The 14,536-nt window shown below is 71.5% G+C and carries 15 protein-coding genes; 6 read left to right on the top strand and 9 right to left on the bottom strand.

Annotation, left to right across the window (positions count from 1 at the left end; translation table 11 throughout):
* Positions 1 to 13: 13 nt before the first annotated feature.
* Together LQ51_RS24755 and LQ51_RS24750 are read right to left on the bottom strand one after the other, a co-directional pair.
* Positions 14 to 1,054 carry a hypothetical protein gene (locus LQ51_RS24755; protein ID WP_046569653.1) on the bottom strand — a complete coding sequence of 347 codons (1,041 nt, stop codon included), beginning with the start codon at positions 1,052 to 1,054 and terminating at the stop codon, positions 14 to 16.
* A gap of 97 nt (positions 1,055 to 1,151) precedes the next feature.
* Positions 1,152 to 1,928 (bottom strand): aminoglycoside adenylyltransferase domain-containing protein, encoded by a 777-nt coding sequence (locus tag LQ51_RS24750; protein WP_052745045.1) that lies wholly within the window; start codon positions 1,926 to 1,928, stop codon positions 1,152 to 1,154.
* A gap of 338 nt (positions 1,929 to 2,266) precedes the next feature.
* Here LQ51_RS24750 and LQ51_RS24745 point away from each other — a divergent pair, with 338 nt between their 5' ends.
* Positions 2,267 to 2,770 carry an SRPBCC family protein gene (locus LQ51_RS24745; protein ID WP_197087902.1) on the top strand — a complete coding sequence of 168 codons (504 nt, stop codon included), beginning with the start codon at positions 2,267 to 2,269 and terminating at the stop codon, positions 2,768 to 2,770.
* Positions 2,771 to 2,962: 192 nt separating this feature from the next.
* On the opposite strand, the gene LQ51_RS24740 is transcribed toward LQ51_RS24745, so the two are convergent.
* The gene (locus LQ51_RS24740) at positions 2,963 to 3,499 is read right to left on the bottom strand and encodes an isochorismatase family protein (RefSeq protein WP_046569651.1); all 537 of its coding nucleotides are present in this window, start codon (positions 3,497 to 3,499) and stop codon (positions 2,963 to 2,965) included.
* A 158-nt stretch (positions 3,500 to 3,657) separates the two neighbouring features.
* Positions 3,658 to 4,707 carry an aldo/keto reductase gene (locus LQ51_RS24735; protein WP_046569650.1) on the bottom strand — a complete coding sequence of 350 codons (1,050 nt, stop codon included), beginning with the start codon at positions 4,705 to 4,707 and terminating at the stop codon, positions 3,658 to 3,660.
* 182 nt (positions 4,708 to 4,889) lie between these two features.
* On the opposite strand from LQ51_RS24735, the gene LQ51_RS24730 reads away from it, so the two are divergent.
* Both LQ51_RS24730 and LQ51_RS24725 read left to right on the top strand, forming a co-directional pair.
* The gene (locus LQ51_RS24730; protein WP_046569648.1) at positions 4,890 to 5,204 is read left to right on the top strand and encodes a PadR family transcriptional regulator; all 315 of its coding nucleotides are present in this window, start codon (positions 4,890 to 4,892) and stop codon (positions 5,202 to 5,204) included.
* A complete protein-coding gene (locus LQ51_RS24725; RefSeq protein WP_046569646.1) occupies positions 5,204 to 6,109 on the top strand; it encodes a hypothetical protein in 906 nt (301 codons plus the stop codon). The genes LQ51_RS24730 and LQ51_RS24725 overlap by 1 nt, the downstream gene beginning before the upstream one ends.
* A 16-nt stretch (positions 6,110 to 6,125) precedes the next feature.
* On the opposite strand, the gene LQ51_RS24720 is transcribed toward LQ51_RS24725, so the two are convergent.
* A complete protein-coding gene (locus LQ51_RS24720) occupies positions 6,126 to 6,863 on the bottom strand; it encodes a class I SAM-dependent methyltransferase (protein WP_046569644.1) in 738 nt (245 codons plus the stop codon).
* Positions 6,864 to 7,114: 251 nt separating this feature from the next.
* Between LQ51_RS24720 and LQ51_RS24715 the strand changes: the two genes are divergently transcribed.
* Both LQ51_RS24715 and LQ51_RS24710 read left to right on the top strand, forming a co-directional pair.
* Positions 7,115 to 7,891 carry an HAD-IIB family hydrolase gene (locus LQ51_RS24715; RefSeq protein ID WP_046569642.1) on the top strand — a complete coding sequence of 259 codons (777 nt, stop codon included), beginning with the start codon at positions 7,115 to 7,117 and terminating at the stop codon, positions 7,889 to 7,891.
* Between the two features lie 235 nt (positions 7,892 to 8,126).
* Positions 8,127 to 9,932 carry a hypothetical protein gene (locus LQ51_RS24710; RefSeq protein WP_046569640.1) on the top strand — a complete coding sequence of 602 codons (1,806 nt, stop codon included), beginning with the start codon at positions 8,127 to 8,129 and terminating at the stop codon, positions 9,930 to 9,932.
* Positions 9,933 to 10,056: 124 nt separating this feature from the next.
* On the opposite strand, the gene LQ51_RS24705 is transcribed toward LQ51_RS24710, so the two are convergent.
* From LQ51_RS24705 to LQ51_RS24695, 3 genes are all read right to left on the bottom strand, one after another.
* The gene (locus LQ51_RS24705; RefSeq protein ID WP_046569638.1) at positions 10,057 to 10,650 is read right to left on the bottom strand and encodes an ATP-dependent Clp protease proteolytic subunit; all 594 of its coding nucleotides are present in this window, start codon (positions 10,648 to 10,650) and stop codon (positions 10,057 to 10,059) included.
* A gap of 127 nt (positions 10,651 to 10,777) precedes the next feature.
* Positions 10,778 to 11,611 carry a TrmB family transcriptional regulator gene (locus LQ51_RS24700; RefSeq protein ID WP_046569636.1) on the bottom strand — a complete coding sequence of 278 codons (834 nt, stop codon included), beginning with the start codon at positions 11,609 to 11,611 and terminating at the stop codon, positions 10,778 to 10,780.
* 434 nt (positions 11,612 to 12,045) lie between these two features.
* Positions 12,046 to 12,609, bottom strand: coding sequence for a helix-turn-helix domain-containing protein (locus LQ51_RS24695; protein ID WP_046569680.1), 564 nt, complete (start codon positions 12,607 to 12,609; stop codon positions 12,046 to 12,048).
* Positions 12,610 to 12,898: 289 nt separating this feature from the next.
* Here LQ51_RS24695 and LQ51_RS24690 point away from each other — a divergent pair, with 289 nt between their 5' ends.
* The gene (locus tag LQ51_RS24690; RefSeq protein ID WP_046569635.1) at positions 12,899 to 13,912 is read left to right on the top strand and encodes a potassium channel family protein; all 1,014 of its coding nucleotides are present in this window, start codon (positions 12,899 to 12,901) and stop codon (positions 13,910 to 13,912) included.
* Between the two features lie 51 nt (positions 13,913 to 13,963).
* On the opposite strand, the gene LQ51_RS24685 is transcribed toward LQ51_RS24690, so the two are convergent.
* The gene (locus LQ51_RS24685; protein WP_046569634.1) at positions 13,964 to 14,452 is read right to left on the bottom strand and encodes a MarR family winged helix-turn-helix transcriptional regulator; all 489 of its coding nucleotides are present in this window, start codon (positions 14,450 to 14,452) and stop codon (positions 13,964 to 13,966) included.
* Positions 14,453 to 14,536: the final 84 nt, after the last annotated feature.

The following is a 14,536-nucleotide window of genomic DNA, read 5'->3' as shown; positions in this document are numbered from 1 at the left end:
AGTCGGTGCTGCTTCAGGCGCGGTTCGCCAACGGGCCGGAATCGCGGTGTAGGTTGGGCGGCTTGGGTGCGGGTGACGTGATCATGTAGCTGATCGATCCCAGTAGCAGCCCGAGGACCAGGCCGGCGAAGGCTATCGAAAGATCGGTGTCGGCAGCGTTGATCGGTGGATTGTCGGCCAAGGAGGTCATCGCGCTGCCGACCGCCGACCCCGTGAGGTAAAGGATGATCATCGCCGGGAGTTGAGCCAGACAGCAGGCCATCGCAACCGCCAGTAGCCGGATCAGGTTCACCTCCCGAGCTGCGGCCACGGCGAGCGTTGCAGCGACAGACATGCCGATCAGACCGACAGCCGACAGCGGTCCGTAACTGGCAGTGGCAATCCAGGATGCCATTGCAGCCACCACAATGAAAGCGGCCACCCGCCGGGCGCGGACAGCGGTAAGCCGATCCGCGATCAGCCCGATCGCCGTAGCGATGAACATCGCTACCAATCCTGCTCTAAGCACCGAGAGCGCGTTTTCGACCGCGACCTGGTCCGGGTTGGTGACCGGCTCGTCCCAAGGGGTCGTGACCATCATCGTCACAACCGCGAGTATCGCGAGGACGACAGCGGACACATGACGAACGATTGGAGGTCCGCCGTGACCCGCCGAAACCCGGACAGCGACGACGGCGGTTGTCGAGAACATGGCAATACCGCCGATCGCGAGCCACATCACGGTAGTGCCCCCGGCCACGTCGACCCGGTCCAGCCAGATGTCCACACCGAGCCAGATGGTTATGGCGATCGAGCCGGCCTCGACGCCGCGGATGTTCGCGCGGCAGATCAGGATCACTCCGCCTAAGGCCAGTAAGATCGCTAACTGGCGGATGTCACGAGGCCAGTAGGTGTTGTTACCGCCTACCTCCGGAAAGACCTGCCCAGTGCTGCTATCGGTCCAGAACCCATCGGGCTGCATGAACGGCTGGTAGATCGCTGCGGCCAGCGCCCAGGTCACCAGCCCGACGACTCCCGACAGCGCACCAAGGACCGTCTGCCAGCTTTTCTGCATGCTGCATCTTCTCGTTCGCCCACGGCGCTGGGAAGTGCCAACCGCAGGCTGGCCGGTCTGCGACTGCCCGACGAGGAGATCCGCACAGCCAGGTAGCTCAGCTGCCAAAGCGACGCCAAGCATCTTCGGCTACCGCGTTGACACTCTCACCTGCGGCAACAAGGTCGGTAGCCGTGAACCGTACCGCTTCACCCAGACGCCAGCGGACCGCTCGGTGAGCGAGATCGGCGTACTCAGGGAACAGTTGCGCGAGGTAGTCGCCCGCTGTTGCCTTCGAAATGATGTCACCGTGGGCCAGCGTGTAGTGCAGTCGCGCGGGTCCGAGCACGAACCAGGCCACCGTCTCGGCGTCCATCGCTGCGTCGGGCGCCACGTCGGCTAGCTCCGCCGGGAACGTCGAAATCGCCGACTGCCAGTATTCACGCAGGTTGTCGAGGTTGTAGCGGCGTAGCTGCTCCGGATCGACTCGCACCCCCAGGTCTACGACGGCCGGACCGCGAACCGGGATGCCGTACCGCTGCAAGGTCAGCCACAGCACTGGGGTGAGCTCCCCGCAGGGCACGTCGGTCCTCAATTCACCGTTGACCACGAACGGCACGACCTGCCTGTCGCTCGGCCAGGACTTCGCCAGCGCAGGCTCCAGGTAGACCCCGTCAAGATGAGGTGACCGAGGCATCCCGGCATGAATCTTCGTGAGCCGGGCGACGTCGTCGCCCGTTGCCCGACGCGACGTCATGATCACGGTGTCGACGTCACTGACACCGGGTTGCCAGGCACCGAGCGCGGCGGACCCGACGACGTAGAGGCGCTGCGCATAGCCAGGCAGTGCCTGATCGACCGCTTGGAGATAGGCCCTCGTCAGCTCATCGATCACGAGATCGACCGTAGCAACTCGACGTCGACGCCGGGGTTCGGTGGCTGGGCCATCCCGGGCCGGGAACCGTGGCGCGCAGCGGTCATGAGCGGGCACGAGGGGCAGGTGGCGCCGCCGCCGACCGCAGGCGTTGCGGACAACTGGACAGGCCGCACGGAACGCTGCGGGCCCGGCTGACCGTCGGGCAGCAGCGGTGCACGGCATCACTTTCGTCGGCGGCCTCGGCTGCTCCGCGGATGATGTGGCCGGTGCGGCCCGATTCCTTGACGCCGCTTCGTTCGCGTCTCCCGCCGAGCATGACGACTGAGATGATCTCGGCCGGGGTCTACCGTGGCCCTGTGCCACGCATCGAGCTGACCACGGAGGTCCAGGCGGTCCCGGAAACCGTCTTCGACGCCTGCCTCGACGTCGGTATGCATACCAGGTCCATGGGGACCAGCGCCGAACGGGCGGTCGGCGGCGTGACGACCGGACGGTTGACGGCCGGCGATGCCGTCACCTGGGAAGCCAGGCACTTCGGCCTGACCTGGCGGATGACCGTTCGGATCACTGACTACCGGCGGCCGTACGGGTTCACGGACGAGCAGATCAGTGGCCCGTTCGCCCGCTGGCGTCACGAGCACAGCTTCGTGCCGGACCCGGCGGACTCCTCGGCAGCCCTCATGCGCGACGTCATCGACTTCACTGCACCGATGGGACTCGTCGGCGGTCTCGTGGCCAGCATCGTCCTGCGGCCGTACCTGCGACGCCTCATCGCGCGCCGCAACGCCTATCTTGCTGCGAGCCTGGCCGAGCCCGCGCCTGGCGGCCGCTCCTCGCGGCGACCACAACTCCCTTCCTGACCGTGCCGCAGCGCGAATCGGCCGGTGCCCGGCGGCTGCCCCTCGATGGTTTCGGTGTCCACCGAATCAGTCGATCCACCAGTGGGCAGCCGCCGTTACCTGCAGGGACGCGTGAGCAGAGGGGACCCGTTCGCGCATGGCGAAGGACCGCCGAGCGCGGCAGGAGTCCCCAATCCATGGGCGGGACGGGCGTCAACTGAGCCGGTCGAGCACCTCGTCAGTGGTGACGACCTCGCCGAACCGCGGCAGGACCACCGTCAGTGCGTGGTCGTGCTCCGCCGCCGTCATACCGCTCATCGCGTCGGCAACGAAGATGACCTCGAACCCGTGATCGGACGCGGCGCGCGCAGTGGACTCGACGCCCATGGTCGTGGCCAGGCCGGTCATGACCACTGAGCGCACGCCGCGCGTGCGCAGTTCGTCGGCCAGGCCGGTGCCGTAGAACGCGCCGATGGTCTGCTTCACCACGACGATGTCGCCGGGCTGCGGCTCCATTTCCGGGACGAACCCGCTGCCCGGCGGCTGCTCGGCAACGCCCGGCCGATCCACCCGGACCAGCACCACGGTGCCGCCTGCCCGGCGGAACGCGGTCACCAGGCGGCTTGCCCGCGCCACCACGTCGGCCCCCTTGTGGGGACCCATGTCCTGCTCGACGATGCGCGGCATCAGGTCCACGACGATCAACGCGGTGCGTCCGGCGGGACATGGATTGGTAAGGAGTGCAGGCATCCTGTGATCCTAACGTTCGGTCGACGCGGCATGACCGCCGTAGACAGCGCCCCGCCACCGTCGATCGCGCATCGTCGCGACCTGGCCGACCGGAACATCCGCCCCCGCCACCCGGCCGCCGCCGGCGAGTTGACGTGGCGGCACGCCTGCCGCCCGGATCAGTCGGCGGCGCGTTCGGCGAGCGGGCGGCGACGCAGGGCCGGGTCGGTCAGCGCGCGCGGCGACGAGGCGGCGTTGGGGGTGAACAGGTTGGTCCCGGGCGGCACGATCTCGTCGATCCGGTCGAGTGTCGCGTCGTCCAGGGTGAGCGCGGACCCCTTGAGGAGGTCCTCCAGCTGTTGCCCGGTACGCGGTCCGATGATCGCCGAGGTGACGGCCGGGTGGGCCACGGTGAACGCGACGGCGAGTTGGGGGAGGGAACAGCCGAGGGTTTCCGCGACTTCGATGAGTTGTTCGACGGCGTCCAGCTTGCGGGCGTTTTCCGGGTTCGTGGGATCGAACAGTTCCGGTCGGATCGTGGGACGGCCGGTGGCCAGGTCGACGGGCTGGTTCCTGCGGTACCGGCCGGTGAGAAAGCCGAAGGCCAGTGGGCTCCACACCAGTACGCCCATTCCGTAGCGCTGGCAGACCGGGAGGAGGGCGGCCTCGATTCCGCGGGCCAGGATCGAGTAGGGCGGCTGCTCGGTGCGGAACCGTCCGAGGCTGCGCCGCTCGGAGACGTGCTGCGCCTCGACGATCTCCTCGGCGGGGAAGGTAGAGCAGCCGAAGGCCCGGATCTTGCCCTGGTGCACGAGGTCGCTGAGCACCGAGAGCGTCTCCTCGATGTCGGTCGAGGGGTCGGGGCGGTGGACCTGGTAAAGGTCGATCCAGTCGGTGTCGAGTCGCCGGAGGCTGTCCTCGACCGCCTTGATGATCCAGCGCCGTGAGTTGCCACCGCGGTTGCGACCCTCGCCCATGGGGAAATGCACCTTGGTGGCGAGCACGACGTCGTCGCGACGCCCGCGCAGTGCCTTTCCGACAATCTGCTCGGACTCGCCCTGCCCGTACATGTCGGCCGTGTCGACGAAATTGATGCCCTGGTCGAGGGCGGTATGGATGATGCGGACGCAATCGTCATGGTCGGAGTTGCCGACCGCCTGGAACATCATGGTCCCGAGGCAGTAGACGCTGACCTCCATGCCGGTTCCGCCGAGGGTGCGATAGCGCATCGAAATGGTTCCTCACTGGTTCAGCCGTGATGAGCGGGAGCGACCCGGACGTCTCGGATCAGCGGCGAGCCTAGGAGTTCGAGTCGGCTCTAGGTCAACTCGTCACGACGGGCGGCGTGGGGAGGGCTTGACGGGGTTACTACGTACTGCGATGCTACGCGGGACGTAGTAAGGGGGTCTTCATGGCCGGGCTCGCCGACCTCGGCCGGTTCTCCGAACCGGCCCTGCACATCCTGATCAGCCTCGCCGCGGGGCCCAAGCACGGGTACGCCATGCAGGACGACATCGGTGAGCTCACCGGCACCCGTCCCGGCCCGGGCACGCTCTACGGCGCGATCCGGCGCCTGGAGGAGCACGCGTACATCGAGGCCCTGCCCGAGCGGGACCGGCGCAAGCCGTACCGGCTGACCGATGCCGGCCGCGCCGCCCTCGGCGCCGAGCTGCAGCGGATGCGGTCCCTCGCCGCGACCGGGCTGCGCCGGCTGGCGGTCGCCTGATGCGCGCCCGGCTCATCCGCGCCGTGCTGGCGCTGTATCCGGCCGCGATCCGCGAACGCTACGGCGACGAGATCGCGGAGCTGCTCGCGGCCAGTGACACCCCCGTCCGGGATCTGGCCGACACCGCCCGGTGCGCGGTCCACGACCGGCTCAGCCGGCGGGCGGGCACGATCACCGTGGCGCGGGCGCGCACCGCGGCGTTCACCGTGATCAAGCTGGTCGTCGCGCCGCTCGCCTTCGGCGTGCTGCTCCTGCTGCTGCTGACCACGGCAGGTCTGCTGGCCGACGCGACCGGGGCCCACGAAGCCGCGCCCTACGGGTACGCGCTGGCCGTGGCCCTCGCCGCGGCCTCGGTGTGGTGGTTCGGCCGGTGGCTGGCCGGCTCGGAGCCGATCGTCGCGGCCGCCGTCGTGGTCCCGGCGGCGCTCGCGCTGGGGCTCGCGGGCATCAGTGCGGTACGGCCCGTCGGCGATGTGCTCGGCGAGGTGCGGGTCGGATCGCTGGCGGCCGTGGCCTGCTGGGCGCTCGGCGCCATCGCTCTCGGCTCGGCGGTGCGCGTCCTGTTGCGCCGTGGCCGCCGCGCCGTTGCCTGGCTCAGCAGCGGGATCGGAGGGCTGCTGCTGCTCGACGCGGTCACCGCCGTGTACGTGTTCACCGCGCTGCCGGCGGAGCGCGCCCCGCGGCACAACGCGCCGCTGTGGTACCCGTCCGCGATGAGCTGGTGGGATCCGGGCCTGGTCGACGGCGCGTACCGGCAGCTCGAGGACTCGATCAAGATGCTGCCGCCGATGCTCACCATGTGCACGGTCTTCCTGCTCGCCGTGGTCGGTGTGACCGCGCGCCGGTCGGCCCCGCTCCCCGGTCGTGCACGCGGTCGGGCGGCCGGGCGGGAGCCGGCACCGTGACCCGGCCGAGGACGGGTCAGCCGGGCAGGCGGTAGACGGAGACGTGGGAGCGGGACTCCTCGGTGAACGCGGCCCCGGACCAGTCCGCGTGCCGGGATTCCAGCTCGAAGCCGGCCAGCTGGGCCATCAGGTCCAGCTCGGCCGGCCAGATGTAGCGGTGCGGGCTGCGGGACAACCGCGCCTCGCGGCCCTCGCCGAACCGGAAGTGGTGCGACACGACCTGCTGGCGCAGCACGTCGTAGGTGTCCAGGCCGAGGTAGCCGGGCTCGGCGTGCCACACCGTCGCCTGCGTGCCCGGGGGCAGCTTGCGCAGCTCGGGCACCCACAGCTCGATGACGAACCGTCCGCCGGGCCGGAGGTGGCGGGCCGCGTTGCGGAAGCAGGCGACCTGCTCCGCCTGCTCCAGCAGGTTGGAGATGGTGTTGTAGACCAGGTAGACGAGGCTGTACTCACCGGGGGCCGTGGCGGTGGCCATGTCGCCGACGACCACCGGGATGGTGGCCTCGTCGGCCTTCGTCCGGAGCTGCTCGATCATGGGCAGGGACAGCTCGATCCCGGTGACCGGCACGCCGTGCCGGGCCAGCGGGACGGCTACCCGCCCGGTGCCGACGGCGAATTCGAGGGCGCGTCCGTCGCCGGCGAGCGCGGCGAGGCGGTCCACGGCCGGCCCGAGGACCTCCGGCGCGAACATCCCGGTGCCTGGTGTGTCGTAGCGTCGGGCCGCCTCGGCGTCCCAGATCTCGTCCTGGCGCACGGTGCCACGATCGCCGCCGGTACGCGCCCGGTGCAACGGGTTTACCGGGTTCGCGCGAGGCCGCGGCGGTGCGGGACGGGCCTGCGGAACCGGCCGATGTCCTCTGCTCCGCGCTGTTAACCTGCGTGCGTGGGGCTGCGCCGGGTGGTCGGCGGCCCCGACCGGGCGCCAGCCCCGGGCCATCGGGGTGGCAGTGGGTGAGTCGGTACCCTGCTAGTCCTGGCCTGCCCGCGACGACATGGTGGTACTTCGTGAACGATCTTCGAGTGGTGGCGTTCGACCTGGACGACACGCTGGCGGTTTCCAAGTCCCAGGTCGATCGTCGGATGGCGGAACTCCTCGGCCACCTGCTCACCGAGGTGGATGTGCTGGTCATCTCCGGTGGTCGGTTCGAACAGTTCGTGGCGCAGTTGCTGGCCCACCTCGACCTCACCGAGGAGCAGCGCGGCCGGCTGCACCTGATGCCGACCTGCGGCACCCGCTACTACCGCTGGCTCGACGGGGACTGGCGGCAGGTCTACGCCGAGGACCTCAGCGAGGCCGACAAGGCCCGGGTCGTTGCCGCGCTCACCGAGTCGGCGCAGGCGCTGGACCTCTGGGAGCCGAAGCCCTGGGGCGACATCATCGAGGACCGGGGCAGCCAGATCACCTTCTCGGCGCTGGGCCAGTCCGCGCCCCCGGCGGAGAAGTACGGCTGGGACCCGGACGGGAGCAAGAAGCAGCGGCTGCGGGACGCGGTGGCCGCGAAGCTGCCCGACCTGGAGGTGCGGGGCGGCGGCTCGACCTCGATCGACGTCACCCGCAAGGGCGTGGACAAGGCGTACGGCATGCGCAAGCTGCTGGAGTGCCTGGATCTGAAGATCGACAACGTGCTCTTTGTCGGTGACCGGCTCGACGTGGGTGGCAACGACTACCCGGTCAAGGCCATGGGCATCCGGTGCGTCGCCGTCACCCGCTGGGAGGAGACGGCCGACTACGTGGCGACCCTCGTCGACGACCTGGTGAAGCTGCGGTCCGAGCCGGCCTGACCGCCGCCCGTCCCCGGGCGGGGCCCGGGGACGACCCTGCCGGCGGGACGGCCGGCAGGGGTGGGCGGCCGAGGATGCCGCGTACCCCTGGGCGGGTGTGGTGGGGTTGCGTCCTGCCTCCGGCGATCCGCGCCGTGGGCGGTTCCGGAACCGGCGGAGGCTGGCGGGATCGGTGTCGATGCGGTAGGAACGCGCTGAGAGCGCTCTCCCGTACCCTCACCGAACAGGCAGGCAGATGAGCTCAATGAATCCCTCCCGCCGCCGCTTCCTCGCCGCCACCGCCACCGCCGCGTCCGCGGCCTCGCTCACCGCCCTCGGCCTGCCGGCGCTGCCGGCCGCCGCGTCCCCGGCCGGCCACGACCACGACCACGGCGCCGAGCCCGACTTCGGCCCCAACGTCTTCGTGTACGACCCGAGCAGCCCGGTCGAGGAGATCCAGTCCACCCTGGACCGGCTCTTCGCCGCGCAGGAGCACAACGAGATGGGCGGCGACCGGTACGCCGTGCTCTTCAAGCCCGGCCGGTACGAGGTGAACGCCCGGCTCGGCTACTACACCACCGTCGCCGGACTCGGCGCGCACCCCGACGACGTGGAGATCCACGGTGCGGTCCGGGTGATCGGCCAACCGGACCCGAACTCCGAGGCCGGGATCTCCGCGCTGACCAACTTCTGGCGCTCGGTGGAGAACCTCGCGGTCACCCCGACCGACTGGTCGAACCAGTGGGCGGTCTCCCAGGCGTCGCCGATGCGCCGGGTGCACATCAAGGGCATCCTCTGGCTGGAGCCCGGCAACGGCGGCTACTCCAGCGGCGGGTACATCGCCGACTCCAAGGTGGACGGCATCACCATCAACGGCTCCCAGCAGCAGTGGCTCACGCGGGACAGCGAGCTGGGCGGGGACTGGACCAACGGGGTCTGGAACCAGGTCTTCTCCGGGGTGGTCGGCGCGCCCGCGCAGGGCTTCCCCGACCCGCCGTACACCACCCTGCCGACCAGCCCGGTGACCCGGGAGAAGCCGTACCTCCTGGTGGACGCCCAGGGCGGCTGGCGGGTGGCGGTGCCCCGGCTGCGCCGGGACACCGCCGGCACCACCTGGGGCGCCGGTGCCGCGCCGGTACCGTCGCTGCCGCTGGCCGACTTCTTCATCGCCCGGCCCACCGACTCCGCGAAGCGGATCAACCAGGAACTCTCCCGGGGCCGGCACCTGCTGCTCACCCCGGGCGTCTACCGGCTGGACCGCGCGCTGCGGGTGAAGCACCCGGACACCGTCGTGCTCGGCCTCGGCATGCCCAGCCTCGCCCCGACCACCGGCGACGCGGTCCTGCGGATCGAGGACGTCGACGGGGTACGGATCGCCGGGGTGCTGGTCGACGCCGGGCCGGTCGAGTCCGAGGTGCTGGTCGAGGTCGGCAAGCGGCACAGCCACCGGTCGCACGCGACCAACCCGATCTCGCTGCAGGACGTCTTCTTCCGGATCGGCGGCCCGCAGGTCGGCCGGGCGGCGACCAGCCTGGTGGTGAACAGCCGGCACACGATCATCGACAACATCTGGGCGTGGCGCGGCGACCACGGCAAGCCGGGCACCATCGGCTGGACCGTCAACACCGCCGCCACCGGCGTGGTGGTGAACGGCGACGACGTGACCGCGTACGGGCTCTTCGTCGAGCATTACCAGCGCTGGCAGACCATCTGGAACGGCGAGCGCGGCCGGACCGTCTTCTACCAGAGCGAGCTGCCCTACGACCCGCCGAGCCAGGCCGCCTGGCGCAGCCCCACCGGCAACGGCTGGGCCTCCTACAAGGTCGCCGGTGACGTACGCGAGCACGAGGCCTGGGGGCTCGGCGTCTACTCGTACTTCAACCAGCAGGTGGACATCCGCTGCGACCGGGCGATCGAGGCGCCCCGCCGGGCCGGTGTCCGGTTCCACGACGCGATCACCGTCTTCCTCGACGGCGACGGCGGCATCGAGCGCACCATCAACGAGGCCGGCACCCCGGTCGTCGGCTCCTACGGCACCAGCCCGGTGGTCAGCTACCCCTGACCCGGGCACCGGTCCCGGCCGGCCGGCGATCGCGGCCGGCCGGGCCGCCCCCGTGACCCGGGACGCCCCGGTCTCACCCGGCCCAGCTGCTCGGCCCGGGTGAGCGACCCGCGCCGCCCCGGTCTCACCCGGGCAGCTGCTCGGCCCGGGTGACCACCTGATCGATCAGGCCGTACTCGCGGGCCTGCTCGGCGGTGAACCAGCGGTCCCGGTCCCAGTCGCGCTGGATCTCGTCCACGGTGCGCCCGCTGTGCCGGGCCGTCAGCTCCTGCATGGTCCGCTTCACGTGCAGCATGTTCTCCGCCTGGATGGTGATGTCGGCGGCCGTGCCGCCCATCCCCCCGGACGGCTGGTGCATCATGATCCGCGAGTGCGGCAGGGCGAAGCGTTTCCCGGCCGCGCCCGCGCAGAGCAGGAACTGACCCATCGAGCCGGCCAGCCCGAGCGCCAGGGTCGCCACGTCGTTCTTCACGTACCGCATGGTGTCGTAGACCGCCATCCCGGCGCTGACCGAGCCGCCCGGCGAGTTGATGTAGAGGAAGATGTCCCGCTCCGGATCCTCGGCCGCCAGCAGCAGGATCTGCGCGCAGATCTGGTTGGCCGAGGCGTCGGTGACCTCGGTGCCGAGGAAGATGATGCGTTCGGCGAGCAGCTTCTCGAAGACCCGGTCGCCGAGGGCCGGCTGTCCCTCGTCCAGCATCCAGATGCCGTACCCCATGATCTGACCCCCTCCATGTGCCGGCGGGCGGGACCGCCCGGGACACCGGCGGTCTCCAGCCTGCGGCGGGCGGAGGTGGACGGCCTAGCGTTTCTGCCGGCGGCAGATCCGCCGTCGGCAGAACGGCTCAGCCGGCCGGCGCGCCCGCCCCGGCCGTCGCGGTCACGAAGTCGACGCCCCCGGCCCAGATCGTCTCGTACGCCTGGATCAGCAGTTGGGCGAGCGCCGGGTGCTCGATCAGCAGCGAGGTGCTCGACGCCTCGTCCGCCCGCGGGTCGCGCATCGACATGAGGACCCGGGCGCCGTCGGCGATGCAGAGCCGCATCGGCACCTCGGGCACCAGCCGGGCGCGCTCACCGGCGCCGACGAACCCCCGGACGTGGGCGACCTTCGCCGGGTCACCGAGCATGGCGTGCTCGTAGACGCAGCGCACGTCGCCGCCGGCGCGGGAGAGCCGACGCGCCACCTCCAGGCCGGTCGGGTTCTCCGCCACCAGGTACGGCAGCTTGGCGAGCGTGAGCAGTTGGTGCCGGGCGCCGGCCTGGAGTTCGGCGAAGCGCTCGGCGAGCAGCTCCCGGTCGCGGATGACCTCCACATAGTCCAGTGGATCGTCCTCGGCGCGCCCGCGTGTCCACAGCGGAGTGAGCTGGTCGACCAGCTCCGCGCCGGTCCGCTCGCGCCGCTCGTACGCGCTGCGGTGCACGGCCATCATCCGGTTGACCGCGGCCTCCGGGTCCACGGCCGCGTAGCGCACCACCGGGCCGGGGCGGACCCGGACCAGGCCCCGCTCGCTGAGCGAGTTCAGCACGTCGTAGATCCGTTGCCGAGGTACGCCGGAGGCGCGGGCGAGCTCGGCGGCGGTGTACCGCTCGCGGGTCACCAGGGCGAGGTACGCGCGCGCCGCGTACTGGGTGAGACCCAGCCCGATGAGGGCGTCGACGAGGGGCGTCAGGCCGGTCATGGCACACACCGTAGCTGCCGGGGCAGCGGTACGGGAGATCAATCACAGGCATCGACGGCGGTCAGGGCTTTACCGGCCATCGGCGGCTGTATATCGTCTGCCCCAGTGGGCACCACTGCCGGTGGTGACTACCCGTGCCGAGCGTCACCCCGTCCGGGTGGCCGGGCGGCAGCGTGGGCGCGCTGGCTTCCTCCCAGCGTGCCCGGTGCAGGTCCCCTTCCGGGGCCGCAGCCCGGTGCCGGCCGCCTGACCGGCCGGCACCGGGCCGCCACGGGTCGAGCGTCCAGCCCGGCCCCGGCCCGGGTCAGCTCCCGGTGCGACGAGGGGAACAGCACCGGGCCCTGCCCCCGCGCCGCGGGCACCCACAGCTCCCGGTCGTCGCCGTCGGCTTGCGCGTGGTTGGCGCGCCGGGGTTGCCGGTCCGTGCCGTGGGGTCAGACGCCCGCGGTCCGCCGCCGGATGATCTGCCGGCGCGGTCGGCGGCGGGGCGGCGGGGGGAGCAGCCAGAACCGGGTGCCCGCGCCCAGCGTGGGCGTGGCGTACCCGCCGGGTCCGCCCGGGGCCGGCCCGAACGACGGCCGGAGCATGCCCCGGGTGCCGAGCAGCGGGGTGCCCAGCCCGCCGGCCGGAGCCGCCGGCCGGCACACCACGTGCGCCGACGGCCGGGAGCGCCGCGACCCGACCTGGAGGCGTACGCCGTCCCGGCCGGTGGGGGCGCGCTCCAGCCGGACCAGGCCCGACCCGGAGGTCACCGGCGCCCGCCGCTCCGCCCGGCGCAACTCGTCGCGGGCCTCCTCCAGCAGGTCCGACAGGTGGATGCCGAGGGCACGGCAGATCGCCGCCAGCACCTCGGACGAGGCCTCCTTGCGCCCGCGCTCGACCTCCGACAGGTACGGCAGCGACACCCCGGCCACCTGGGCGACCTCGCGCAACGTGCGGCCCTGCCGCAGCCGTACCCGGCGCAGCACCCCGCCGATCACCCGGCGTAGCAACGACATGCGGGCCTCCTCGCGGTCGTCGTTCGGGGACGCCCCCATCATGCCCCGTCCGGGCCGCCGGCACCGGCCCGGCCGGTCGCGCGCCCGCTGGTCCCGCCTCCGGCCGGGCCGGCCGGGTCGGCGCCGGACGGCCGGGCGGGGATGCCGGCTCGACACGACGTGGTCGGCGCTGTGACGAGGTCCTCACCGCCGGTGCGGGGGCCGTGGAGATCCTGGCCCGGGAGGCCGGGTGGCGGCGCACCGGCTATCTTGTGCCAGTGCAGGCGACGGCGGCGGAGCGGGACCGACAGTGATCCATTTTCCCGCGCAACGGCGGGGGCCGCTGAGCGCCTTGAGTCTGCGCCTGCTCGCCGCCCTGGGCCTGGTGTTCGCCGTGGTGTTCGTGGTCTGGCTCGACCGGGACGGCTACCGCGACGTCAACGAGGACGGGCTCACCGTGCTCGACTGCTTCTACTACGCGGTGGTGTCGCTCTCCACCACCGGGTACGGCGACATCACCCCGTCCGCTCAGTCGGCGCGCCTGGTCAACGTCCTCTTCGTGACCCCGGCCCGGGTGCTCTTCCTGATCATCCTGGTCGGCACCACGCTGGAAGTTCTGACCGAGCAGTACCGGACCGGCCGTCGCCTGTCGCACTGGAGGAGGACCGTGAAGGACCACGTGATCATCTGCGGCTACGGCACCAAGGGCCGCAGCGCGGTCTCCGCCCTCCTGGAGAACGGTGCGGACAAGTCCAAGATCGTGGTGGTGGAGCGGAGCGGACCGGCGCTGCGGCAGGCCACCTCGGCCGGCCTGGTCGCGATCGAGGGCTCGGCCACCCGCTCGTCGGTGCTGGAGCAGGCCCACGTCCGGACCGCCAAGGCGGTGATCATCGCGACCGACAGCGATGACGCCTCGGTGCTGGTCGCGCTGACCGTCCGCCAGCTCACCGCCGGCCAGGTGCGGATCATCGCGGCGGCCCGCGAGGCGGAGAACGCGCCCCTGCTCAAGCAGAGCGGCGCGCATCACGTGATCGTCTCCTCGGCGACCGCCGGCCGGCTGCTCGGCCTCTCCACCTCCGCCCCGCCGCTGATCGACGTGGTGGAGGACCTGCTCACCCCGGGGCAGGGCATGGCGCTGGCCATGCGGTCCGCCGAGCGCAGCGAGGTGGGCAAGTCGCCCCGGGAGTTGGAGTCGCTGGTCATCGCGCTGGTACGCCGGGGCAAGGTGGTCACGCTGAACGACCGGGCGGCCGCGGTGATCGAGACCGGCGACATGCTGGTGCACGTCCGCGACGACCGCCCACACTCGGCCACGGTCAGCTGACCGGGCCGGTCCGGTCGACGCCCGCGCCGGCCCTCAGCACGTCGGCGCCCCTCAGCAGGCGGTGTCCGGCTCCCCGCCGTCCGTCAAGGCGTCGGTGCAGGTGACCGGGGCGCCGCTGGCCGCGCGCCGGAGCAACTCGTAGAGCGTGTCGCGCTCGGCCGGTTCCAGCGCGCCGAGCACCTCGGCCTCGGCGGCGGCGAGGGCACATTCCGCCTCCCGGAGGCGTTTTCCGCCGGTTTCGGTGAGGCGTACCACGTGCCGGCGCCGGTCGGCCGCTGAGCGCCGCCGCTCGACCAGGTCCGCCGCCTCCAGGTCGTTGAGCAGGCCGACCACGTTCGTGCCGTCGATCTGCAACGTGCTGGCCAGGCCCTGCTGGCTGATGTCCCCGGCGTCGCGCAGCACGGTGAGCGCGACGAGGTGCCGGGGCCGCAGGCCGAGCGGCGCGAGCACCGACTCCGACCGCAGCCGCATCCGCCGGGCCAGGTGGTCCAGGAGCGCACCGGAGCGGCGCTCCGACTCGTCGACCGGCACGGCAGGCATGTGACCCAGTTTACCGAGCCACCAGACGGTCTGCCTGCTATAAATAGTTCGTGCTTCACAAACGATCCTTGGAGGGTTAGCCAA

The sequence above is a fragment of the Micromonospora sp. HK10 genome (assembly GCF_000982955.1).
Taxonomy (GTDB): Bacteria; Actinomycetota; Actinomycetes; order Mycobacteriales; family Micromonosporaceae; genus Micromonospora.
The sequence above is the reverse complement of the archived record's forward strand: the minus strand, read 5'-3'. Positions and strand labels throughout refer to the sequence as shown.

Coding starts and splice junctions, on each gene's coding strand:
- LQ51_RS24755 (WP_046569653.1), bottom strand. CDS start 1,054: ATGCAGAAAAGCTGGCAGACGGTCCTTGGTGCGCTGTCGGGAGTCGTC.
- LQ51_RS24740 (WP_046569651.1), bottom strand. CDS start 3,499: ATGCCTGCACTCCTTACCAATCCATGTCCCGCCGGACGCACCGCGTTG.
- LQ51_RS24735 (WP_046569650.1), bottom strand. CDS start 4,707: ATGCGCTATCGCACCCTCGGCGGAACCGGCATGGAGGTCAGCGTCTAC.
- LQ51_RS24730 (WP_046569648.1), top strand. CDS start 4,890: ATGGCCGGGCTCGCCGACCTCGGCCGGTTCTCCGAACCGGCCCTGCAC.
- LQ51_RS24725 (WP_046569646.1), top strand. CDS start 5,204: ATGCGCGCCCGGCTCATCCGCGCCGTGCTGGCGCTGTATCCGGCCGCG.
- LQ51_RS24710 (WP_046569640.1), top strand. CDS start 8,127: ATGAGCTCAATGAATCCCTCCCGCCGCCGCTTCCTCGCCGCCACCGCC.
- LQ51_RS24705 (WP_046569638.1), bottom strand. CDS start 10,650: ATGGGGTACGGCATCTGGATGCTGGACGAGGGACAGCCGGCCCTCGGC.
- LQ51_RS24700 (WP_046569636.1), bottom strand. CDS start 11,611: ATGACCGGCCTGACGCCCCTCGTCGACGCCCTCATCGGGCTGGGTCTC.
- LQ51_RS24695 (WP_046569680.1), bottom strand. CDS start 12,609: ATGTCGTTGCTACGCCGGGTGATCGGCGGGGTGCTGCGCCGGGTACGG.
- LQ51_RS24685 (WP_046569634.1), bottom strand. CDS start 14,452: ATGCCTGCCGTGCCGGTCGACGAGTCGGAGCGCCGCTCCGGTGCGCTC.